General features: G+C 72.1%; 20 protein-coding genes. 10 read left to right on the top strand and 10 right to left on the bottom strand.

The window, feature by feature from the left end; genetic code table 11:
* Positions 1–3: 3 nt before the first annotated feature.
* Positions 4–2079, bottom strand: a complete 2076-nt coding sequence (locus ACZ4N4_RS25920; protein ID WP_467592546.1) for a SpoIIE family protein phosphatase — start codon at positions 2077–2079, stop codon at positions 4–6.
* A 214-nt stretch (positions 2080–2293) separates the two neighbouring features.
* Here ACZ4N4_RS25920 and ACZ4N4_RS25915 point away from each other — a divergent pair, with 214 nt between their 5' ends.
* From ACZ4N4_RS25915 to ACZ4N4_RS25905, 3 genes are all read left to right on the top strand, one after another.
* Positions 2294–4762 (top strand): SpoIIE family protein phosphatase, encoded by a 2469-nt coding sequence (locus ACZ4N4_RS25915; RefSeq protein ID WP_467592544.1) that lies wholly within the window; start codon positions 2294–2296, stop codon positions 4760–4762.
* A 478-nt stretch (positions 4763–5240) separates the two neighbouring features.
* On the top strand, positions 5241–6758 hold the full coding sequence (locus tag ACZ4N4_RS25910; RefSeq protein WP_453576273.1) for a hypothetical protein: 1518 nt from the start codon (positions 5241–5243) through the stop codon (positions 6756–6758).
* A 615-nt stretch (positions 6759–7373) separates the two neighbouring features.
* Positions 7374–8978 carry an MFS transporter gene (locus ACZ4N4_RS25905; RefSeq protein WP_467592542.1) on the top strand — a complete coding sequence of 535 codons (1605 nt, stop codon included), beginning with the start codon at positions 7374–7376 and terminating at the stop codon, positions 8976–8978.
* A 56-nt stretch (positions 8979–9034) separates the two neighbouring features.
* Here ACZ4N4_RS25905 and gap read toward each other — a convergent pair whose 3' ends face one another.
* The gene (gene gap / locus ACZ4N4_RS25900) at positions 9035–10030 is read right to left on the bottom strand and encodes a type I glyceraldehyde-3-phosphate dehydrogenase (protein ID WP_453576280.1); all 996 of its coding nucleotides are present in this window, start codon (positions 10028–10030) and stop codon (positions 9035–9037) included.
* A 170-nt stretch (positions 10031–10200) separates the two neighbouring features.
* Positions 10201–10611 carry an ATP-binding protein gene (locus ACZ4N4_RS25895; protein ID WP_467592539.1) on the bottom strand — a complete coding sequence of 137 codons (411 nt, stop codon included), beginning with the start codon at positions 10609–10611 and terminating at the stop codon, positions 10201–10203.
* Positions 10612–10822: 211 nt separating this feature from the next.
* Between ACZ4N4_RS25895 and ACZ4N4_RS25890 the strand changes: the two genes are divergently transcribed.
* Together ACZ4N4_RS25890 and ACZ4N4_RS25885 are read left to right on the top strand one after the other, a co-directional pair.
* Entirely contained in the window at positions 10823–11311 is a 489-nt protein-coding gene (locus ACZ4N4_RS25890) for a MarR family winged helix-turn-helix transcriptional regulator (protein ID WP_467592537.1), read from the top strand.
* Between the two features lie 83 nt (positions 11312–11394).
* On the top strand, positions 11395–11799 hold the full coding sequence (locus ACZ4N4_RS25885) for a hypothetical protein (protein ID WP_467592535.1): 405 nt from the start codon (positions 11395–11397) through the stop codon (positions 11797–11799).
* On the opposite strand, the gene ACZ4N4_RS25880 is transcribed toward ACZ4N4_RS25885, so the two are convergent.
* The 3 genes from ACZ4N4_RS25880 to ACZ4N4_RS25870 form a co-directional block, all read right to left on the bottom strand.
* Positions 11783–12739, bottom strand: a complete 957-nt coding sequence (locus ACZ4N4_RS25880) for a GlxA family transcriptional regulator (protein ID WP_453576293.1) — start codon at positions 12737–12739, stop codon at positions 11783–11785. The genes ACZ4N4_RS25885 and ACZ4N4_RS25880 overlap by 17 nt on opposite strands.
* A gap of 63 nt (positions 12740–12802) precedes the next feature.
* Positions 12803–13174, bottom strand: coding sequence for a low affinity iron permease family protein (locus tag ACZ4N4_RS25875; protein WP_453576296.1), 372 nt, complete (start codon positions 13172–13174; stop codon positions 12803–12805).
* A 298-nt stretch (positions 13175–13472) separates the two neighbouring features.
* The gene (locus tag ACZ4N4_RS25870) at positions 13473–14579 is read right to left on the bottom strand and encodes a LacI family DNA-binding transcriptional regulator (RefSeq protein WP_453576299.1); all 1107 of its coding nucleotides are present in this window, start codon (positions 14577–14579) and stop codon (positions 13473–13475) included.
* 257 nt (positions 14580–14836) lie between these two features.
* On the opposite strand from ACZ4N4_RS25870, the gene ACZ4N4_RS25865 reads away from it, so the two are divergent.
* The gene (locus tag ACZ4N4_RS25865) at positions 14837–15901 is read left to right on the top strand and encodes a glycoside hydrolase family 5 protein (RefSeq protein WP_467592533.1); all 1065 of its coding nucleotides are present in this window, start codon (positions 14837–14839) and stop codon (positions 15899–15901) included.
* Positions 15902–15967: 66 nt separating this feature from the next.
* Here ACZ4N4_RS25865 and ACZ4N4_RS25860 read toward each other — a convergent pair whose 3' ends face one another.
* The 4 genes from ACZ4N4_RS25860 to paaI all read right to left on the bottom strand — a co-directional run bounded on the left by ACZ4N4_RS25860 (position 15968) and on the right by paaI (position 19001).
* A complete protein-coding gene (locus tag ACZ4N4_RS25860) occupies positions 15968–16630 on the bottom strand; it encodes a DUF5701 family protein (RefSeq protein ID WP_453576304.1) in 663 nt (220 codons plus the stop codon).
* 74 nt (positions 16631–16704) lie between these two features.
* Positions 16705–17184, bottom strand: a complete 480-nt coding sequence (locus tag ACZ4N4_RS25855) for a GNAT family N-acetyltransferase (protein WP_453576307.1) — start codon at positions 17182–17184, stop codon at positions 16705–16707.
* Between the two features lie 42 nt (positions 17185–17226).
* Positions 17227–18573: a phenylacetate--CoA ligase PaaK gene (gene paaK, locus ACZ4N4_RS25850; protein ID WP_467592531.1), complete on the bottom strand. Its 1347-nt coding sequence runs from the start codon at positions 18571–18573 to the stop codon at positions 17227–17229.
* Positions 18573–19001, bottom strand: coding sequence for a hydroxyphenylacetyl-CoA thioesterase PaaI (gene paaI, locus ACZ4N4_RS25845; RefSeq protein ID WP_467592529.1), 429 nt, complete (start codon positions 18999–19001; stop codon positions 18573–18575). Before paaI ends, paaK begins: the two co-directional genes overlap by 1 nt.
* Before the next feature lie 94 nt (positions 19002–19095).
* Between paaI and ACZ4N4_RS25840 the strand changes: the two genes are divergently transcribed.
* Genes ACZ4N4_RS25840 through ACZ4N4_RS25825 form a run of 4 tightly spaced genes read left to right on the top strand, consistent with a single transcriptional unit; the run spans position 19096 to position 22080 of the window.
* Complete coding sequence (locus tag ACZ4N4_RS25840) at positions 19096–19263, top strand: hypothetical protein (protein ID WP_467592527.1); 168 nt, start codon at positions 19096–19098, stop codon at positions 19261–19263.
* Positions 19263–20483, top strand: a complete 1221-nt coding sequence (locus ACZ4N4_RS25835) for a thiolase family protein (protein WP_467592525.1) — start codon at positions 19263–19265, stop codon at positions 20481–20483. The genes ACZ4N4_RS25840 and ACZ4N4_RS25835 overlap by 1 nt, the downstream gene beginning before the upstream one ends.
* On the top strand, positions 20480–21232 hold the full coding sequence (locus ACZ4N4_RS25830; RefSeq protein ID WP_453576318.1) for an enoyl-CoA hydratase/isomerase family protein: 753 nt from the start codon (positions 20480–20482) through the stop codon (positions 21230–21232). Before ACZ4N4_RS25835 ends, ACZ4N4_RS25830 begins: the two co-directional genes overlap by 4 nt.
* Positions 21229–22080: a 3-hydroxyacyl-CoA dehydrogenase family protein gene (locus ACZ4N4_RS25825; RefSeq protein ID WP_453576320.1), complete on the top strand. Its 852-nt coding sequence runs from the start codon at positions 21229–21231 to the stop codon at positions 22078–22080. The genes ACZ4N4_RS25830 and ACZ4N4_RS25825 overlap by 4 nt, the downstream gene beginning before the upstream one ends.
* Positions 22081–22136 lie beyond the last annotated feature (56 nt).

Below are 22136 nucleotides of genomic sequence, written 5' to 3'. Positions count from 1 at the left end.
GGTTCACAGCGTCCGCGCGACCAGCAGTGCCACGTCGTCGTGGTCGTCCGGATGGCGCAGGCCGTGCAGCAGCAGGTCGCAGGTCTCCTCCAGCGGCCGGTCCGACTCGTCCAGGAAGCCGAGCAGGACGCCGAGACGGTCGTCGATGGGATGGCGGCGGGTCTCGACGAGGCCGTCGGTGTACAGGACCAGGAGGTCACCGGCGGCGAGGTCGACGGTGCTGGTCTCGAAGGGGATGCCGCCGACGCCGAGCGGGGCGGCCGACGGCAGTTCCAGCAGGGCCGGCGCCCCTCCGGAGTGCACCAGCGCGGGCGGCATATGGCCCGCGTTGGCGATCTCGCAGCGCCGGGTGTGCGGGTCGTACACCACGTAGAGACAGGTGACGATGTAGTGCTCCAGGTCGCAGGTGATCTTGTCCAGGTGCTGGAGCACCGCGGCCGGGGGCAGCTCCAGTTCCGCGTAGGCGCAGGTGGCGGTGCGCAGCCGGCCCATGGTGGCGGCCGCGTCGATGCCGTTGCCCATCACGTCGCCGACGACCAGCGCGGTCCGGTCCTCCGACAGCGGGATCACGTCGTACCAGTCGCCGCCGACCTCACTGGTCGCCTGGGCGGGCTGGTAGCGGGAGGCCAGCTCGAGGCCCGTGTGGTGCGGCGGGTGGTCGGGGAGCAGGCTGCGCTGGAGGGTGAGGGCGGTGTTGCGGACGCTCTGGAACCAGCGGGCGTTGTCGATGGCCACGGCGGCCCGCCCGGCCAGCTCGGTGGCGAGCACCACGTCGTCCTCGTCGAAGGGCAGCGGATTGCTGGTGCGCTTGAGGTCGAGGGCGCCCAGCACCTCTCCGTGGGCGATCAGCGGCACGGCGAGGTACGAGTGCACACCGGCCTGCGCCAGCAGTTCGCCCGCCTCGGAGTTGCGGGCGATGCGCGGCAGATCGTGGGGGCCGACATGCGGGACCAGGACCGGCCGCGCGGTGTGCACACACAGCGTGACCAGCCGGTCGCCGTCGTAGGCCGCGAGGTCGCCGGGCGGGTCGGCGGCCCGCAGCGCGACCGTCGGATGGGCCGCCTCGAGGGCGAGGGCACGAAACAGCTCGGGGCCGTTCTCCGGTCTGCGGGAGCGGCGCAGGGCCAGCGCCGAGTCCAGCACGTCCACCGCGACCACGTCCGCGAGGACCGGGGTGGCGATCTCGGCCAGCTCGTGCGCCGTGCGCTCCACCTCCAGCGAGGTGCCCACTCGGGCCGAGGCGTCCGCGATCAGGGCCAGCCGGCGCCGGGCCCGGTCGGCCTCGGCGGCCGCGCGGTGCCGCTCGGTGACGTCGACCACCGAGGTCGCGGCCCCCAGGACGCGGCCGCCGGGATCCTCCAGCCGGTAGAACGACAGCGACCAGGCGTGCTCGTGCTCGGGATCGGTCGGCGGACGGCCCACGTGGTACTGGTCGAGGAGCGGGGTGCCGGTGGTGAGCACCTGGCGCAACGCCGATTCGACGCTGTCGATGTCGGGCAGCGGAAGGGTCTCCCGCAGATGGCGGCCGATGTGCTCCTCGGCGGGGACGCCGTCGATCCGCTCCAGCGCCGGGTTCACCAGCAGATAGCGCAGGTCAGGGTCGAGGAGGGCCAGGCCGATCGGTGACTGGTTGATCAGCCGCTCGCACAGCGCCAGGTCGGTCTCCACCCGCTGGAGCATGGCGTGGTCGGCCACGATGCCGAGCGCGTACACATCGCCGAGATCGTCCAGCAGCCGCATGGTACGGAACTCCATCAGCCGGCTGCCGCCGTCCTTGCGCCGGACCGGAAAGGCACCGGCCCAGCTGCGGCCGGTCTCCATCACCTCCATGAACATGTTCACCGCGGCCTTCAGATGCTCCGGGTGAATGAGCAGTCGCGCCGCGTTCTTCCTCAGGGCCTCCTCGGCCGTGTAGCCGAAGAGTTCCTCGGCCTGTGGGGTCCAGAACACGATCCGGCCCTGCGAGTCCAGCGCCACCGCGGCCACGCTCAGCACGTCCAGCAGCCCGGTCGGGCGTGTTCCGCCGAGGCCGTACCCGTCACCGCCGGAGCCACCGGCCCGCAGGAATCCCACAGCCATGCCACCACCACCTCCACCGGCCGGCGGGCCGACACCGTCGCCACGGCACTTCCATGCTGCCCCCGGCCGCCCGACCGCGCCGACCCCGGCCGAGTACCCCGATCCGCGCGGAGCTCCCGCCCGTGCCCGCCGGCCCCCGCCCGCGGCGCCCCCGGGGGGCGATGCGTATCAGGTGGACAAGCAGGAACATTGGTGTACGTAGAGGATGTAGCCAATGGATTTTCCGCGAGAAGAATTCGACGTGCCGCCCACCGTGGGTCCGCGCGACCTCTTCGACGCCTCCAGCGACGCGGCGGCGGTGCTGTCGGCCGGGGGCGTCGTGATCGGCTGGACCCGGGGCGCCGAGGCCCTGCTCGGCCGCCCGGCCGCCGAGGTGGTCGGCCGGCCCGCGGTCGAGCTGCTCGCCGTGCGCGCCGACCCGGCCCGGGCCGCCGGCGTCGCCGAGCGCTGCCGCTCCGGCATGGGATGGAGCGGGCTCGTCCCGGTACGGCACCGCGACGGCCACACCCTCGAGGTGGACCTGCGGGTCTCCGCCGCCTTCCACATCGACGGCGACGAGTGCTTCCTCCTGTCCGCCCGTGAGCGGCGGCCGCAGTGGACGGTGGGCCAGTCCGTCCTCGACGGGTTCCTGACCCGCTCGCCGATCGGCCTGGCCCTGATGAACCCGGAGCTGCGCTATGTGTGGCTGAACGACACCCTGGAGCGCTTCGGCGGAGTGCCCCGGGAGCAGCGCCTGGGCCGCCGACTGAGCGAGCTGCTGCCCGGGCTGCAGGCGACCACCATCGAAGGCCTGATGCGCAAGGTGCTCACCACCCGGGAGCCGGTCAAGGACTACGAGTACCTCGGCTGGAGCTGGGCCGATCCGCACCGCCAACGCGCCTACTCCACCTCGTTCTTTCCGCTCGTCGACGCCGACGACTCGGTGACCGGCGTCTGCTATATGGTCTCCGACGTCACCGAGCGCTGGAACGCCCGCCAGCGGCTGTCGATGGTCAACGAGGCCGGCACCAGGATCGGCACCACCCTCGACGTGCTGCGCACCGCCCAGGAACTCGCCGACTTCGCCGTGCCCCGCTTCGCCGACTTCGTCATCGTCGACCTCCTGGAGCCCGTTCTCAGCGCCGAGGACCACGGCTCCTGGCTGAGCGACGCCGGCCCGGCGCCCACCGGGCCGGCGATGCGGCGTGCCGCCCTGAAGACCGTCCGGGACGGCAACCCCGAGGCCGTGGCGCACATCGGTGACCCGGTGGACTTCCTGCCCCCGACGTACGGCATCGACCTGCTCGTCAACGGCGAGCCGATCCTCATCCCCGAGCTCGACCCGGAGGACCCGCTGTGGCTCGCCGAGCAGCCCGAGCGGACCGCGCGCATGAGGGAGTACGGACTGCACTCCCTCATCTCGGTCCCGATGCGGGCGCGCAACACCGCCCTGGGCCTCACCACGTTCGCCCGCTCGCTCAACCCGGTCTCCTTCCAGCCCGACGACGTCCTGCTCGCCCAGGAACTGGTCGCGCGCGCCGCCGTCTGCGTCGACAACGCCCGCCGCTACACCAGGGAGCACACGGCGGCCGTCACCCTGCAGCGCAGCCTGCTGCCCCAGGCCCTGTCGGGCGGTACCGCCCTGGACGTGGCGTCCTCCTACCTGCCGGCGGACGCGACGGACGGCGTCGGCGGTGACTGGTTCGACGTCATCCCGCTGTCCGGCGCCCGGGTCGGCCTGGTCGTCGGCGACGTCGTCGGCCACGGCCTCGCCGCGGCGGCGAGCATGGGCCGGCTGCGCACCGCCGTCCAGACGCTCGCCGACATGGAGCTGCCCCCCGACGAACTCCTCGCCCACCTCGACGACCTGGTGCTGCGGCTGGGGGAGGAGGAGAACGGGACCCCGGTCTCCCAGCGCAGCACGGCCACGTTCGTCGGAGCGACCTGCCTGTACGCGGTCTACGACCCGGTGACCCGGCGGTGCTCCATGGCCCGGGCCGGACACCCGCCACCGGTCGTCGTGGCACCCGACGGGCGGACCTGGTTCGTCGAGATGCCCGCAGGACCGCCGCTCGGGCTCGGCGGCATGGCCTTCGAGGCGATCGAGATCGAACTCGCCGAGAACAGCCTCCTCGGGCTCTACACCGACGGCCTCATCGAAGGCGCCGACCAGGACGTCGAACGCGGCATGGCCCGCCTCCGCGCCGCGCTGGCCGACCCCGGCGCCGACCTCGCCACGCTGTGCACGGCTGCCGTGCAGCAGCTGGTCCCCGTGCCCCAGCCCGACGACATCGCCCTGCTCCTGGCCCGCACCCACGCCCTGGGCCCCGACCACGTCGCCTCCTGGGAGGTGCCCGTGGACCCGGCCGCCGTCGCCGACGTGCGGGCCCGGGCGGTCCGCCAGGTGGTGGCGTGGGGCTACGACGAGCTGGCGGTGACCACCGAACTCATCGTCAGCGAACTGGTCACCAACGCCATCCGCTACGCCGACCCGCCCATCCGCCTGAAGCTGTTGCGGGACTCCCGGCTGACCTGCGAGGTCGCCGACGCCAGCAGCACGGCACCCCGCCTGCGGCACGCCCGCAGCATGGACGAGGGCGGCCGCGGCCTCTTCCTGGTGGCCCAGCTCGCCCACCGCTGGGGCGCCCGGTACACCGGGGAGGGCAAGATCATCTGGGCCGAGCAGGAGATCCCGCCGGACTAGGCTGCCCCGCCTCCCGCCGGACTGGGCTGCCCCGCCTCCCGCCGGGTGGGACCACCGGGCGGGCGGGGAGCGGCACGGATGTCCGAGGCTCTGTCGAATTCGCACGGTTGGCCGTACGCTGTCAATTCGGAAGGATTCGGCAGCAATTGGGGGAGCCGCCATGTCCGGGGATGCGTACGGTCCACATCAAGGGCCTCCGAATCAGGAGCCTCCGAACCAAGGGCCTCCGAATCAGGGACCTCCGTATCAAGGGCCTCCGGACCAGGAGTCTTCCTACCAAGGGTCTCCCTATCAAGGACCTCAGAGCCAAGAGCCTCCCTATCAAGAGCCCCCGTATCAAGGACATCCCCAGCCGGGACCCTCCGGCCACGGGTTCCCGGAGCAGGGTTTCGCCGGGCAGGGCTCCCTGGGGCAGGGATTCTCGGGTCAGGGGTTCTCGCGGCAGGGATTCCCGACCCCGGGTTCTCTCGTCCCGCCGATGCCGTCGAGTCCGCCGCCCGCCCCGCCGGACGGCCTGCGCGCCGCCGCCGTGGCCCTGCTCAACCTGACCGGGCTCGGCCTCGGCTATCTGCTCGTCCGAAGATGGCTCCCGCTGGCCGTGTGCCTGGCGGCGACCGCCGTCCTGCTGCTCGTCGCGCTGCCCGCGGACGCCGACGGCGTGCCCGGAGCCGCGCTCGTCGGCTATGCCGTGTTCCTGCTGCTCGCGGCCCTCCACGGCGCGTTCGTCGGCCTGCGCACCCGGCTGGTGTGGCCGGGACAGCGGCCCGTCGCGCTCGTGCTGGGCGTGGTCCTGCTCGCCGTCCCGGTGGGCGGCGCGCTCTGGTACGACAGCGCCCAGAAGGAAGCCGTCGAACGCGCGCTCCTCGACCGTCTCGACGGCGCCGACGAACGGGTCGACGCGGCCCGGCAGAAGGACTTCGCCACCGCCAAGTCCGAGTACCAGGACGCCCTGGCCGTCTACCGCGACCTCGCGGTCCACCACTCCGGCTCCCGGGCCGCCGCCCAGGTCCCCGACCGTATGAAGACATACTACACGACGGTCGCGGCGGCCTACGACCACCAGGACTACTGCACGGCGGTCGAACCGCTGAAATACCTGCGGACGGTGCCCGACTCCATGCCCAGGGACCAGCTCGGCACGCTCACGCACTGGCCCGACGACCGGCTGGCCACCTCGCTCTACGAGTGCGGAGCGGGCGGCCTGGCCGACGGCGGGGGCGACTGGGTCCCCCAGTTCGGCGAACTCCTGAGCACCTTCCCCGACTCCGGCCAGGCCGCCAAGGTCGTCCCCGCCGTGGACGCGGCCGAGAAGAAGGCGGCGAAGGCCGTCGCCGGGAAGGATCCCTGTGGCGCCGTCAAGCAGCTGCACACGCTGAACACCCAGATCGGCCAGCTGTCGAACGGGACCGGCGCCGAGGCCGACGGCCTGGTCAAGGTCGCCGACCGGGCCGACCGCAGCGGTGCCTCGGGGGAGTACGCGTGCGGCGTCAAGCAGTACCGGGACGGCGACTTCGCGCAGGCGCAGCAGACCATGCAACAGTTCGTCACCGACAGCCCGCACGACAGGAACCGCGACCGCGCCCGCAAGATCGCCATCGGTGCCGAGGTCGCCCAGACGCTCCCGGCCGCCGGCAAGAAGCTGCCCACCATGGCGTCCGGCGGCGGCATCTCGGTGACCGTCAGGAACGACAGCCCCGACGAGATCACCGTCCTCTACACCGGCCCGGTCACCGGCAGTTTCACCCTCGGGCCGTGCGGCAGCTGCGAGGCGTACTCGTTCGCCTCCTCGCTGCTTCCCGGCTGGGAGCCGTGCGGCGACAGCGGCAAGCACTATCCGCAGCACACGATCAGCCTCCCGCCCGGCACCACGTACTTCGTGCACAAACCGAAGAACGACAGCACGGCCACCCCGGGCTCCGACACCGCGAAACTGCGCTACGGCTACCTCTACACGGAGTGCGCGTACACGACGCAGACACTGGGGTCGACCTACTAGGGCCTGTCTGACAATTCCCGTCTGCCTCGCGACGCCATGCACGCACTCTCGCCGCACCGGGCGCAGACCCAAGTACGTCCAGTACGAGGGTCCACGCCCGGCACGCCGAGAGCACGCACCTGACCCCGCGAGGCCGCCCTCCGGGCGACGACGGGAATTGTCAGACAGGCCCTAGGCGGGCTGCCCAGCAGAGGTGGTGCCGGTACTGCTGCTCGGCGCTCGCGGTGAGCTGCCCGAGCTGGTCACCGAGGTCGGGACGGGCGCGGGACCGCCGGCCGGGTGCCGCGGTGCGGCGCCCTTCTCCGGGGTGCGGTGGGGCAGGCTTCGGCGGCGTTCACCTTAGGTTGCAGGTCCAAGGGCATCTCCGCAGACCACGCCTCGGTATACGGTCCGTAGCGCTCGCCCCGACAGAACTGGCCCACGTCGACGAAGATTCCGGCCGAACCCACCGCGCAGGCGCCGCGCGGCCCGCCGACGGGATCGACATGACCGGGTCCGCGCTGTCGGACCGGCGGTAGAGCCGCGGTGCGCCAGTCGATCGGGAGTCGACAGGCCGCCGATCACCGCCCCAGCACGTCGCCCTGTCACTCCACTGCTTCGAGGTGCCCTGTGGCCATGCCTTCTCCTGCCGCGTCCCCGTCCGCGCCGCCCGACACGGGCACCCGGCACATCACGGTCACCGTCGTGCTGGCCTGCCTGGGCGTGTTCGTCTCCTACCTGCCGGTCGTCGGTGTCTCCGTCGCGCTGCCGGTCATGCAACAGGCACTCGACGCCTCCACCGTCGGGCTCCAGTGGATCACCGACGCCTTCATCCTGCCGACCGCGGCACTGCTGCTGACCTGCGGCATGGTGGGGGACCTGTACGGCCGTAAGAAGACGTATCTGGCCGGGCTGGCGCTGTTCTGCCTCGGCTGCCTGGTGTGCCTGACCGCCGGCGGCGTCGTCCAGGTCTGTGTGGGCCAGGCGCTCACCGGCGTCGGCACGGCCGCGCTGCTGCCGTCCACGCTCGCCCTGATCGGCCATGTCATCCCGGACCCCCGCAAGCGCGCCCGGGCGATAGCCCTGTGGACGGCCGCCCTCGGCCTCGGACTCACCCTCGGCCCGGTGGTCAACGGCGTCATCGTGGAGCACGCGAGCTGGCGGTGGATCTTCCTGCCCTCGCTCGTGCTCGCGGTGGTCACGGCGTTGATCGGCGCCGTCGTACTGACCGACTCCCGTGCCGAGCGCGAACGCCACCTGGACATCCCCGGGCAGCTGCTGGCCGTCGTCGCCATCACCGGACTCGTCTACGGCGTCATCGAGGGCGGCAGCGACGGCTGGTCGTCCGCCCGGGCAGTGATCGCCTTCGTGGCCGCCGCGGTCGGCGCGGTCGGCTTCGTCCTCGTGGAACTCCGGTCGTCATGCCCGATGCTGGACATGCGCCTGTTCAAGTCGGCGGCGTTCTCGGGAGCGGCCCTCGTCATGGCCGTCACCCTGTTCGCCCAGGTCGGCCTGGTCTTCGCGCTGAGCGAGTACTTCGGGCTCGTGCACCACGCCTCGACGTTGGACATCGGCATCCGCCTCATCGCCATCAACGGCTTCACGGTGGTGCTCGGCCCGCTGGTCGGGCGGCTGATGAACCGGGCCACGCCCGGCCTGCTACTGGTCACCGGCCTGGTGATCGGCGGGATCGGCGCCCTCGTCATGAACGTCTTCCAGGCCGACACCGGCACCGGCGAGGCCGCCCTGGTCATCGGCGTGCTCGGCATCGGCATCGCGCTCGCCATGGCGCCGATCACCACCATCGCCATGGACGCCCTGCCGCACCGGCTCGGGGGCACCGCCGCCGCGGCCAACAGCGCGCTCCGCCAGATCGGCAGCGCCCTCGGCCCGGCCGTCTTCGGCGTCATCCTCACCCACCGCACCCTGGCCACCCTGCCCGGACACCTCGCCTCGTCCGGGCTGAGCCCCGCCGACCAGGGGCAGGTCGGCGGACTGGTGTCCGGCGTGGGTATCCAGGCGGGAGCCTTCCTGCACCTGAACACCCCCGAGAGCACCGGACAGGCCCAGGCCGCCTACGGCGCGAGCTTCACCGATGCCCTGCACACCTGCGCCCTCGTCGGCGGGATCGGCATGCTGGTGGCCGCGGTCATCGCTCTGGCACTGATCGGCATCCGCCCGGCACGGGTCCCGCAGGCCACGGCGGAAGCGACGGCACACCCCGCCGGGGCCGCGAGCTGACGCGCAGCGCGAAGCGGCCGGCCGTCCGACGACGGCCGGCCGCTGCGCCGGGCCCGCTAGCGGGCGAGCAGTTCGAGGGTGTCGATCACCCGGTTCGAGAAGCCCCACTCGTTGTCGTACCAGGCGACCACCTTGACGTGGCGGCCGTCGACGCGGGTGAGGGCCGAGTCGAAGATCGCCGACGCCGGGTTGCCGGTGATGTCCGAGGAGACCAGCGCGTCGTCCGAGTATTCGAGGACGCCCGCGAGCGGCCCCTCCGCGGCGGCACGGTACGCCGCCAGCACGTCGTCGCGCGTCACGTCACGGGCGACCGTCGTGTTGAGCTCGACGATCGAGCCCACCGGGACCGGCACCCGGATCGAGTCGCCGGACAGCCTGCCGTCGAGGTTCGGCAGCACCAGGCCGATCGCCTTGGCGGCGCCGGTCGTGGTCGGCACGATGTTGACACCGGCGGCGCGGGCGCGACGGGGGTCGCGGTGCGGGCCGTCCTGCAGGTTCTGCTCCTGCGTGTAGGCGTGCACCGTGGTCATGAACCCGTGCTCGATACCGGCGAGTTCGTCGAGGACGGCGGCGAGCGGCGCGAGCGCGTTGGTCGTGCACGAGGCGTTGGAGACGACCGTGTGCGTGTCCGGGTCGTAGGCACCGGTGTTCACGCCGTACGCGAGCGTGACGTCGGCACCGTCCGACGGCGCGCTGACCAGGACCTTCCTGGCGCCGGCGTCGAGGTGGGCGCGGGCAGCCTTGGCCGACGTGAAGCGGCCGGTCGACTCCAGCACGATGTCCACGCCGAGCGCGGCCCACGGCAGCTGCGCCGGTTCCCGCTCGGCGAGCACCTTGATACGGCGGCCGTCCACGACGAGGACGTCCCCGTCCACGGTCACCGGGCGCCCGAGACGGCCCGCCGTGGAGTCGAAGGCGAGCAGCCGTGCCAGCGCGGTGGGCTCCGTGAGGTCGTTGACGGCAACGATCTCCAGGTCGCTGTCCCGCTCCAGCAGGGCGCGCAGCACATTGCGTCCGATGCGGCCGAATCCGTTGATGGCGATACGCGTCATAAGTGGTGTCCCTTCGCTACGCCACCAGGTTCGCGGGCGGAGCCCGGACACGACAGCGGCGAGATCGCCACGGTTCAAAAGGATCCCGCCAACCGCCGTGAGACCGGGGGAAGCGCCGGGATCACCGTCGGCCGGGCCCTCTTCCAGGGGTCTCGCGGCTCGAGCCGTGGTCAGGCGGCGGCGTACACGTCGGCCCAGTGGATCGCGTGGCCCCGTTCCTGACGGTCGCCGTGTGCGGTGGTGAGGAAGTCGATGATCTCCAGGCCGCGGCCGTGCTCTTCGGGGGTGCAACTGGCCGCCCAGTCACCGTCCGTGGCCGCCGGGCCCCCGTCGGAGACCTCGATGTGCACCCGGTGGCTGGACAGGTCATGGCTCAGCCTGAGGTTCAGCGGCGGCTCGGCGTGCTCCACGGCGTTGGTGACCAGTTCGGAGACGGTCAGCAGCACCGAGTCGGCCGGGGCGTCGGCCACCCGCCATCGGGCGAGCACGTCCTTGGTGATCCGGCGGGCCTCGCCGGCGGCTTCCGGGCGGTGGGCCAGGGGCCAGGCGAGGGATGGGGTGCAGGCGCAGGTCACGGTCATCACCTTCTCCGTCCGGCGCCCCTCAGGGCTCGCCACTATCTATAGCACTGCCTATATAGTTTGTCTATATATATCCTGTAATGCCCCAGTTGCGGAGGGTCGTCATGCCGGTCGCCGCTCCTCCTTGTCCTGGCTGGGCCGTCGATAGATATGGACATTTACTACTCAATCTATATAGACGTTATATATAGACCATGTTATGAATATGGGTATGGATGAGACATCCGAAGAAGAAGCCCAGAAGGTAGCGGCCGCACTGCACGAGCTGACCACCGGTCTGGTCCGGTACCTCATGTCCACCTGGCAGGGCATGAGCCTGACCACCGCCGCCACGCTCGGCAGGCTCGGCCGGGAAGGCCCGGTCCGGCTGACCACGCTGGCCGCGGCGGAGAGGGTGACCCAGCCGTCGATGACCGTGCTGGTGCAGCGGCTGGAAGCCCAGGGTCTGGCATCGCGGATCAGCGATCCCGAGGACGGGCGGGTCCGCCTCGTCACCATCACGGACGCCGGGCGTGAACTCCTCGCCGACCACCGCCGGGCGGGGGACGCCCGGGTCGCCGAACTGCTGGCCGGGTTGCCCGAGCATGACGTGCAGGTGCTGGGAGTGGCCGTGCACACGGTCATGCCCATCATCCGGCGCATGCTCGGGACCGATCCGCGGTCCGCCACCAAGGACGGTGGCGGACCGCCGACCGCCTGAACCTCGGGGCCCGCTCCTCGATGTCCCCTCCCGCAGGCAGGACCTGCCTCCCGAACCACCTTTCCGGAGAGGGCGGAGAACCCATGAGCACCAACTACTCGGCACCTGACACCGACGTATCGCCGACCAAGGTGCCGGACTACCCGATGAGCCGGGCGGCCGGCTGTCCGTTCGACCCGCCGCCGGCCCTGCGCGCCCTGCAAAACCTGGCCCCGATCAGCAGGGTCCGGCTGTGGGACGGCACCACCCCGTGGCTGGTCACGCGCTACGAGAACGTACGGGCGCTGCTGGCCGATCCCCGGATCAGCTCCGACGGCACCCTCCCGCACTTCCCCTATCAGAGCCCGGCCCTGAAGGAGCGCCGGCAGCGCCCCCGGCGTCCGGGCCGCGGTCGCGTATCCGGACCGGCGCCGGGGAACGTCGGCGCGGCCGAGCGTGAACCCGTGCTCGACCGGCGTCGTCCTGGGGTAGCTACTCGCCCTTGGTGAAAGTGCGCCGGTAGTCGCTCGGCGTCGTACCGAGAATCCGCTGGAAGTGCAGCCGCAGATTCGCCCCCGTGCCGAGACCGACGTCGTCGGCGATCTGCTCGACGCTCCGCTCCGACCGCTCCAGCAGCTCCCGGGCCAGGTCGATCCGGGCACGCATCACCCACTGCATCGGCGTGTACCCGGTGTCCTCGACGAACCGCCGCGAGAACGTACGGGCCGACACCCCCGCGTGCCGGGCGAGTGCGTCGAGGGTGAGCGGCTCGCCGAGCCGGTGCAGCGCCCACTCGCGGGTCACCGCGAACCGCTCACCCAGCGGCTCGGGCACACTGCGCGGCACGTACTGCGCCTGGCCGCCGCTGCGGTAGGGGGCCGCGACCAGCCGCCGGGCCGCGTGGTTCGACGCGGCCACCCCGAGGTCACCGCGCAGGATGTGCAGGCACAGGTCGATGCCCGAGGCGGCGCCGGCCGACGTCAGCACGCTGCCCTCGTCGACGAACAGCACGTTCTCGTCGACCTTGACCAGCGGATGTTTCTCGGCGAGCGCGCGCGTGTAGTGCCAGTGCGTGGTGGCGCGCCGGCCGTCGAGCAGTCCCGTCGCGGCGAGCGCGAAGGCCCCCGTCGAGATGGCCGCCAGCCGCGCGCCCCGCTCGTGAGCGGCGAGCAGCGCGTCGACGACCGCCACCGGCGGGTCCTCCCGGTCCGGGAACCGGTAGCCGGGCACGAACACGATCTCCGCCCACTCCAGCGCGTCGAGGCCGTGAGCGACGTGGTACGACAGCCCGTCGCCGCCGGTCACCAGTCCGGGCGCCGCACCGCACACCCGTACCTCGTACGGCATGCTCGCCCGGGTCGTGAACACCTGTGCCGGGATACCCACGTCGAGGGGCTTCGCCCCCTCCAGCACGAGGACGGCGACATGATGCAGGCAGGTGGGAGGCACGTCGAACAGGGTACGAGGACACGACCGACGCCTGGTACGGCCCGCTCACCGGGCTCGGCGGGGTCAGAGCTCCTCCTCCATCCGGATCACCTTGCGCAGCTCCGCCGCCGCTTCCTCCGGGGTGTCGCCCTCCCGCTGATCGAGCAGTGCGGCGGCGATGCTGTCGAGCTTGCGCTGGATGGCGTGTTCCGCGCGGCGCTCGGAGTTCTTGAGCAGGGCGAGCAGCAGCAGGTTCAGGGAGGTCATGACATCACCGACGAGGAGCTGCCAGCTCAGGTCGAGGCCCGCGGCATGGACGGCGACGAAGGCCGCGATCAGGGTGAGGCAGAAACACATGAACAGCAGGGAGCTGGTGACGTTCGAGGCCGTCTCCGCCAGCCGCTCGAACCAGCCCCGGCCGTTGCGGGTGCGCTCGGCGGGATGCGTCGTGGACATGGGAGCTTGGACGCCTGACCTTCCCGTCCGTGCGGTGCCGGTCACCGCGTTCGGCGGCCGGGTACCCCGCACCGCGTACCTCACCCGCCCCTCGGCCGCCGCGCCGCGAACACGAACTCCCGCCCCGGCGGGTCGGGCGCACCTCGACCCCCGTGACGCGGACCCGTTCGGGTGTACGCCCCCGGGGGACTGCGGCCCAGGGGGCCCGGGCCGGACGGGTTCGGTGCCATGGCCGACGCCCCGCGAGCACGTCGGCCGGTGCCGCCTGAGCCGGCCGGGGCGCCGCTGAGACGGCGGGTCAGCCGCTCCCCGGTGAACTGCGCGGCGGCGCGGTGCTGTCCCTGACCACCAGACGGGCCGGGACGAGATCGGTGCCGGGACGGGAGTCGTCCCGGGTGCGGATCTGGCGCAGGACGCCCTCGACGCAGCGGCGGCCGACCTCGGCGAAGTCCTGGTGGACGGTGGTGAGGGGCGGGATGAAGAAGGCCGCGTCGGGGGTGTCGTCGAACCCCACGACACTCACGTCGGCGGGCACGGACCGGCCCTGTTCGTGGAAGGCGCGCAGCAGACCCAGGGCCATCTGGTCGTTGGACGCGAACACCGCGGTGCAGTCGGGCTCCCGGGCCAGCGCGAGCCCGGCCGCGTAACCGGACTCGGCCGACCAGTCGCCGTGCAGCGGCGCCGGAACCGGGCGTCCGGCCTCCTCCAGCTCGGCCCGCCAGGCCTGGGTGCGGCGCTGCCCCGCGTACGACGTCCCGGGACCGGTCACATGCCACACGGTCCGGTGGCCCAGCTCCAGCAGATGCCGTACGGCCTTCCGGGCGCCGTCGGCCTGGTCGGTGTCGACCACGCTGTAGCGGTCCCCGGCGTCCGAGTCCACGACCACCACATGGACGCCGGGCGGCAGTTGGACCGTGCTGGTGTCGAGCAGATGGATCTCCATGATGACGATCACGGCGTCCACCGCCAGCTCGCCCATCCGCGTGAAGGCCCCCAGCACGTTGTCCTGCGTGGCCACGTCGATGGGGATGAGGGTGATCGCGTACCCCTCGGCCGCGGCATGGGTGGCGATCGCCTCCACGGTACGGCTGCTGCCTGTCGAGGAGAGGCTGAACAGGATCACACCGATGGTGTTGAACCGGCCGTAACGCAGGGCGCGAGCCGCGCTGTTGGGGCGGTAGCCGAGCTCCCGCATCGCGGCCAGCACCTGTTCCCGGGTGGAACTGATGACCCCGGCATGGCCGTTGGAGACCCGGGAGACCGTCTGTGAGGAGACACCGGCGAGCTCGGCGACGTCCGCCATCGAGACCCGCTGCTTCCGGCGCCCGCCCGGCACCCCCGAACCGCCCCGCAGCGCACCGCCCGTGGCCGACGGGACCGGTGCCCCCGGCTCGTTCAGCTCCATCGGCTCACCCCTCAAGTCTCCTTCACGTACCGGATGTCGCGGAGCGCGAAACCTTGACGGCCGCAGGAGCGGGTGCCACGATTCCGACGCTTTCGAGTTTACGTAAACATCGCGGTGTGACCAGCCCGGAGGGAGATCTCCGTGCCGCGTCGTGCAGCGGATGTTCACGTAAACACACCCGGTCGATGTTTACGTGAACATGCGACCGGGGCAACGAGCCGCCGCGCCGAGCCGCCTTCTCCTGAAAGGGCACGTTGATGCGCAAGACCCCCGCCGGAACCCGGATCACCCCTCGCAAGCGCGCCGCCCTGGCGGCGGTCGCGATCGCCGCGGTCGGCGCCACGACCCTCACCGGCAGCCCAGCCGCCGCCTCCGCCGCGGTACCGGGCCACGGCACCAGCCAGTTCAAGGGCGTCAACTGGGCCGACCCGCGCGACAACTACGCCGACGACCCGGTGGTCCTCTCCGGCCTGTCGCTCTCCGACAGCTACGCGCAGACCTACGCCAAGGCGACCCGGGTGATCGCGGCGTTCCGCGCCAACCTCGGGGCCAACACCGTTCGGCTGCCCATCAACCCCTACACGGTGAACGGCTCCTACTGGAAGTCCTACCGCGGAGTCATCGACGCGGCCTCGGCGCAGGGTTTCAAGGTGATCGTCTCCTACTGGGAGGGCACCGGCGCGAACAAGGACGGCTACATCGACGACGAGGCCACCTACTGGCCGATGTGGAACACCGTCGTGAAGGCCTACCGGCACGACCCGCACGTCTACTTCGAGCCGATGAACGAGCCGCACGGCTACACCGACGCCGAGTGGGCCGACCTCGCCGCCCAGTGGCTGGCGACGTATCCGTCCGTCCCGCACGACCGCGTCTTCGTCAGCGGCGCCGGCTACAACGACCACGTCACCACCGTCTGCGCCGACCCGCGTCTGAAGGGGACCTACCTCTCCCTGCACCACTACGGCTTCTGGAAGAGCTACGCCACCTACGACCAGTGGGCGGCCGACCTGAAGGAGCGGCTCGGCGACTGCGCGGGCCGGACCGTCGCCGACGAGTTCGGCGCCCCGATGACCACGGGCCTCGACTACAACGTGCCGACGCCCGACGACAACTCCGTCAACTTCATCCAGGCCGACACGGACCTGTTCCGCAAGCTCGGCATGGGCTCGGTGTACTGGCCCGGCCTGCGCACCGACGACACCTACTCGATCCAGAAGCTGATCGGCGACACCTCCCGCCCCTGGCTGGCCACCACCAACCAGTCCGGCGCCGACCGCCTCGCCTGGGCGTGGGGCCGCGGCAGGCCGGTGAGCGGCTGACCGGCTCCGGGAGGGCCGCGGTGCCGCGGCGCGCCACGAGCACCGCGGCCCTCCCGGCGGCGCGTCCTATCGGACTCGGCGGCCTGCTGCCGAGGCGAACCCCAGCCAGGTGTGCCGGTTACCGGCCCAGCACCAGCCCACCTTGGGCGCGTTGCGGCGCTCACGGCCGTCCCGTCCGGTGCCGTTGCTGATCCAGATCGCCGGAGTGCGCGCGTCCAGGGCGCCGTTGGCCTTGCGCAGCCGCGAACCGATGGTCATGAAGCAGTGGTTGCGTTCCAGGGCGGCGGGCTGTTGCAGCACCCAGTGGAGGCCCTCGCTGAGCAGCAGCGGGGTGCGGTCCTGCGCGGTGAGCGCGGGCAGCGCCTCGTCCGGGCTCCAGTTCGCCATCCGGTCGCCCCGGTCGAGACCGGTGAGGACGTAGAGCGGGGCGTCGGGCAGCGCGATCGTGTCGAGCGGGGCGAAGAGATCGGCGTCGGTCATGTCGGTGACGACGAACCCCGGCCTGCCGTCGTGCCGGAGCAGCGGCGCGAGCACGGAGGCGGGGGCGTGCTCCGGATGGACGGCGAGCAGGGCACCCGGCCCGGCAGGAGTTGCGGCGGCGGCGCGGACCTCGGCCGCGGACAGTCCGGCGATCTCGTGCACTCCCGACGCGATGAGCCGGTCGGCCTGCGTGCGGAGGGACGGGAGTGCGGGGAGGACGGTGGCGGTGACGGACGCGGATACGGGCACGATGCTCCCTGGGTCGGGGACGGGATCGGCCCTGAGGCAACGAGGCGGTCCGCCCGGATGTTCCCGTGAATCCCCTACAGACGGCGCAGATACGTCAGACCGGGGTGGCCGGAGAGCCGCGTCTCGCCGGTGACGGTGAAGCCGGCCCGGGCCAGGACGGCCCGGGACGCCGTGTTGTCGAGGGTGGTCGCGGCCCGCAGGAAGGTCAGTCCGTATCCGGTGGCGGCGAGGCCGCAGATCTCCCGCGCGGCCCAGGTCGCCAGCCCCCGCCCCGCGGCGCGCTCCGCGATCCGGTAGCCGAGGTCGGCGCCGCCGTCCGCCACGTCGAACAGGTTGACCCGCCCCAGCACTTCGCCCGCATCGTCGGCCACCACGTGGAAGTAGCAGATCCCGGCGGCCTGTTCGGCGAGCAGCGCGCGGTGCCGCTCCTCGAACCGGGCGAAGTAGTCGTCACCGCGGTCGGGGATGGACGCCGCGAAGTAGGCGCGGTTCTCCTGCTCGAAGGCGAGGATCGCCGGGGCGTGGTCCGGGCGGAGCAGCTGCAACTCGGGCATGCGCAGGACAGTAGGCACCCCGGCCGTCCGCCCGCCAGCGTATTAGCCCTTGCGCAGGTCCTTGACCCGGCGGAGTTTGCCGAGCGAACGCTCCAGGGTCTCCGGGTCGACGATGTCGACCGCCACGGTGACGCCGACGCCGTCCTTGATGCCCTGGGCGATCGTCCTCGCGGCGGCCTCACGGTCGGCGGGACCGGCGTCGGGCCTGGCCTCCACGCGGACCGTCATGTGGTCCATCCGGCCCCGCTGAGTGATCTGGATCTGGAAGTGCGGGGCAACGCCGGGCGTGCGCAGCACGATCTCCTCCACCTGGCTGGGGAAGACGTTCACCCCGCGCAGGATGATCATGTCGTCGCAGCGGCCGGTGATCTTCTCGATCCGGCGCAGTCCGGGACGCGCGGTGCCGGGCAGCAGCCGCGTCAGGTCCCGGGTGCGGTAGCGGATGATGGGCAGCGCCTCCTTGGTGAGCGAGGTGAAGACCAGCTCACCGCTCTCGCCCTCGGCCAGCACCTCGTCGGTCAGCGGGTCCACCACCTCGGGGAGGAAGTGGTCCTCCCAGACGTGCAGTCCGTCCTTGGTCTCCACGCACTCCTGGGCGACACCCGGGCCGATGACCTCGGACAGCCCGTAGATGTCGACCGCGTGGATGTCCAGGCGCTCCTCGATCTCACGGCGCATCTCCTCCGTCCAGGGTTCGGCACCGAAGATGCCGACCTCCAGGGAGGTGGAGCGGGGATCGATGCCCTGACGTTCGAACTCGTCGAGCAGGGTCAGCATGTAGGAGGGCGTGACCATGATGATCTCGGGACGGAAGTCCTGGATGATCTGCACCTGACGCGCGGTCATGCCGCCGGAGGCGGGGATCACGGTGCACCCGGCGCGTTCCGCGCCGTAGTGGGCGCCCAGACCGCCGGTGAACAGGCCGTAGCCGTAGGAGATGTGCACCTTGTGCCCGGGCCGGCCGCCGGCCGCCCGGATGGAGCGGGCGACGACGTCCGCCCACATGGACAGGTCGTTGTCGGTGTAGCCGACCACGGTGGGGCGGCCGGTGGTGCCGCTGGAGGCGTGCACGCGCCGCACCTCGGACATCGGGACGGCGAACATGCCGAAGGGGTAGGTGTCCCGCAGGTCCGCCTTGGTCGTGAAGGGGAAGCGGGCGAGGTCCGCGAGGGTCCGGCAGTCCTCGGGCCGCACACCGGCCGCGTCGAACTTCTCGCGGTACAGCTCCACGTTGTCGTACGCGTGCCGCAGCGTCGCGCGCAGCCGGGTGAGCTGGAGCGACGCCAGCTCCTCGCGGGACATCCGCTCGGCGTCGTCCAGGAGCGCCTCGGGGAGCGGCTCCCCCCGGCGGGTGGCCCTCGGCTCGGGCGCGATCACTTCGCTGCTCATCACGGCTCCCATATCCGCGCGCGGAGGGTGCGACTGCGGCCGCGGAACTCCGCGATCACTTCCTCTCCGCGCACAACGCTCACGTCGTAGACACCGCTGCGGCCGAACCGAACGCGCTCCCGCGCCGTGGCCACCAGCACATCGCCTTCGTACGCGGGCGCGATGAAGTCGATGTCGGCGCCGGCGGCGACGGTCACGGGACCGTGGCTGTTGCAGGCACAGGCGAACGCGGTGTCGGCGAGGAGGAAGAGATAGCCGCCGTGGGCGATCCGGTGCCCGTTGACCTGCGAGGGCGCCACGGTCATCCGCAGTACGGCAGTTCCCTCGCCGTGCTCGAGCAGCTCGATGCCGAGCCCCTGTGACGCCTCGTCCGCGGCGAACATCGTCTCGACGGGGCCAGGCGTCGTATCCGGTACCCGGGTCGTCATTTCCACCACCTTGTGGACCGACCGAACATTCGGTTAGCGTGCGGTGTGGTCAAGGTAATCCAGCGAGACCCCCGCATGTCAAGAGGTGTGCCGCATGCCGCAGAAGACCCCTGAGAGGCCCGACTGCCTCGCCCGTCACCGCACGCCGATCGAGCGTGCGGCGGACGCCGTCGCGAGCCGCGATCACCGGTCCCCGTACCCGGAGTCACCGAGCAGATCCGTCTACGGCGAGTACGCCGCGAGGGGCAGGGAGGCCGCCTGATGCCGGACGTCTACCTGATCGACGGGGCCCGCACCCCGCAGGGCCGCTACGGCGGTGCCCTGGCCGCCGTCCGCCCCGACGACCTCGCCGCCCTCGTCGTCGCCGAGGCCGTGCGGCGCGCCGGAGTGCCCGGCGAGGCCGTGGACGAGGTCGTTCTCGGAGCCGCCAACCAGGCGGGGGAGGACAACCGGGACGTGGCCCGGATGGCGGTGCTGCTCGCCGGCCTGCCGCACACCGTGCCCGGCTACACCGTCAACCGCCTGTGCGCGTCCGGCCTGACCGCGGTGGCCTCGGCGGCCCAGACGATCCGCGCCGGGGAGGCCGGCCTGGTGGTCGCCGGGGGAGTGGAGTCCATGACCCGGGCGCCCTGGGTGATGGAGAAGCCCGGCACTCCGTGGGCCAAGCCGGGTCAGGTGCACGACACCGCGCTGGGCTGGCGGTTCACCAACCCGCGCTTCACCGCCGCCGACCGTGCCGTCCCCGGGGACGCCGGACCGGAGGCGGTCAAGGTCACGCTGTCCATGGGCGAGACCGCGGAGGAGGTCGCGGCCCTGGACGGCATCACCCGCGCCGAGTCCGACGCCTTCGCCCTGCGCAGCCACCAGCGGGCCGTGGCCGCCCAGGATGCGGGCCGCTTCGACCGCGAGATCGTCCCCGTCCCCGTGCGTGACGGCGAGGTGACCCGGGACGAGGGCCCCCGCCCCGGCACCACCCTGGAGAAGCTGGGCTCCCTGCGGACCGTCTTCCGCGAGAACGGCATCGTCACCGCGGGCTCGTCCTCCCCGCTGTCCGACGGCGCGGCGGCCCTGACGGTCGCCAGTGCCGAGGCGGTGGAGCGCTACGGCCTCACCCCCCGGGCCCGGATCGTCGCCTCGGCCTCCGCCGGGGTACAGCCCAACCTCATGGGGCTGGGACCGGTCCCCGCCACCGAGAAGGCGCTGGCCCGGGCCGGCTGGCAGACCGGCGACCTGGACGCCGTGGAACTCAACGAGGCGTTCGCCGTACAGGCCCTGGCCGTCATCCGCCGTCTCAAGCTCGACGAGGACAAGGTCAACGCCGACGGTGGCGCCATCGCCCTCGGGCATCCGCTGGGCTGCTCCGGCGCCCGCATCCTGCTCACCCTCCTGGGCCGCCTGGAACGCGAGAACGGCCGCCGCGGCCTGGCCACGCTCTGCGTGGGCGTGGGTCAGGGCGTCGCACTGCTGGTGGAGCGGGTGTGACCACGTCTTCGTCGTACGACACGCTGCTGGTGGAGGAGCGGGCCGACCGGGTCGTCGTCACCCTCCACCGTCCCGAGGCCCGCAACGCCATCAGCGGCCGCATGATCAGCGAACTGCACCAGGTGTGCGAGCGGTTGGAGCGCGAGCCCAGGCTGCTCCTCCTGACCGGCCACGGCGGGGTCTTCGCGGGCGGCGCCGACATCGCCGAGCTGCTGGAGCGCGGCCGCGACGAGGCGCTCCAGGGCATCAACAGCCGACTGTTCGAACGCGTCCGGCGGCTGCCCATGCCCACCCTGGCCGCTGTCGAGGGCTGGGCGCTGGGCGGCGGGGCCGAGCTGGCCTACGCCTGCGACCTGCGGATCGCCGGCCCCGGTGCCGTCTTCGGCAACCCCGAGCCGGGTCTCGGCATCCTCGCGGCGGCCGGCGCCTGCTGGCGGCTGCCCGAACTGGTCGGGGAGTCGGTCGCCAAGCAGATCCTGCTCGCCGGCCGCAACCTCGACGCCCCGGCGGCGCTCGCCGCGGGTCTGGTCATGGAGGTCGTTCCCGCCGAGGAACTGCTGGAGAGCGCCCACGCGCTGCTCGACCGCATGGCGCGGTCCTCGGCCACGGCCCTGCGGCTGACCAAGCTCGTCGTCGACTCGCCCGGGGCCCACCCGGTCGCCGACGACCTGGCGCAGGCCGTGCTGTTCGAGGGCGCGGACAAGAAGGACCGCATGACACGTTTTCTCGAGAAGAGGAGTCGCGCATGACCTCGGCACCCGACACCGTCGCCGTCATCGGCGGCGGCCGGATGGGCGCGGGGATCGCCCAGTCCTTCGCCACCGCCGGCTCCGCCGTGACGGTGGTGGAGAGCGGGGCGGAGGCCGCCGCCGCGGCGCTGGAGCGGATCGGCGGCAGCCTCCGGCGGGCCGGGGAGCGCGGCCACCTGAGCGAGCCCGCGGAGCGGGTGGCCGCCCGGGTGACCGTCGTGCCCACGGTGGACGCCCTGTCACCGGGGACCGAACTGGTCGTGGAAGCGGTACCGGAGGACGCGGCGCTCAAGGCCCGCCTGCTGAAGGCCGCCGAGGAGGCGGTGGGCGACACGACCGTCCTGGCCACCAACACCAGCTCCTTGTCGGTCACCGACCTCGCCGCCGTGCTCAGGCGACCGGAACGGTTTCTCGGGATGCACTTCTTCAACCCGGTGCCCGCCTCCGCACTCGTCGAGATCGTCGTCGCCCCCGACACCGCCGAGCACACCGTGCGGGCCGCTCTGGAGTGGACCAGGGCGCTGGGCAAGCAGGACGTGGTGGTCAAGGACTCGCCCGGCTTCGCCAGCAGCCGGCTCGGCCTGGTCCTGGGGCTGGAGGCGATCCGCATGGTCGAGGAGGGCGTCGCCGCGCCCGAGGCGATCGACGACGCGATGCGGCTCGGCTACAAGCACCCCATGGGGCCGCTGCGCCTGACCGACCTGGTCGGGCTCGACGTCCGGCTCGCCATCGCCGAACACCTGCACGCCACCCTCGGTGACCGCTTCGCACCGCCGCGGCTGCTGCGCGAGAAGGTGGCCCGCGGCGAACTCGGACAGAAGACGGGCCGGGGCTTCTACACCTGGTGACCGGCGTGGGCCGGCCCGGCACCGTGCGCACCGTCCCCGGTGGACGCCGGCCCGCG

The organism is Streptomyces sp. NPDC026538, assembly GCF_055567535.1.
Note: the sequence above shows the minus strand (reverse complement) of the source record. Positions and strands in the feature narration are given on the sequence as shown.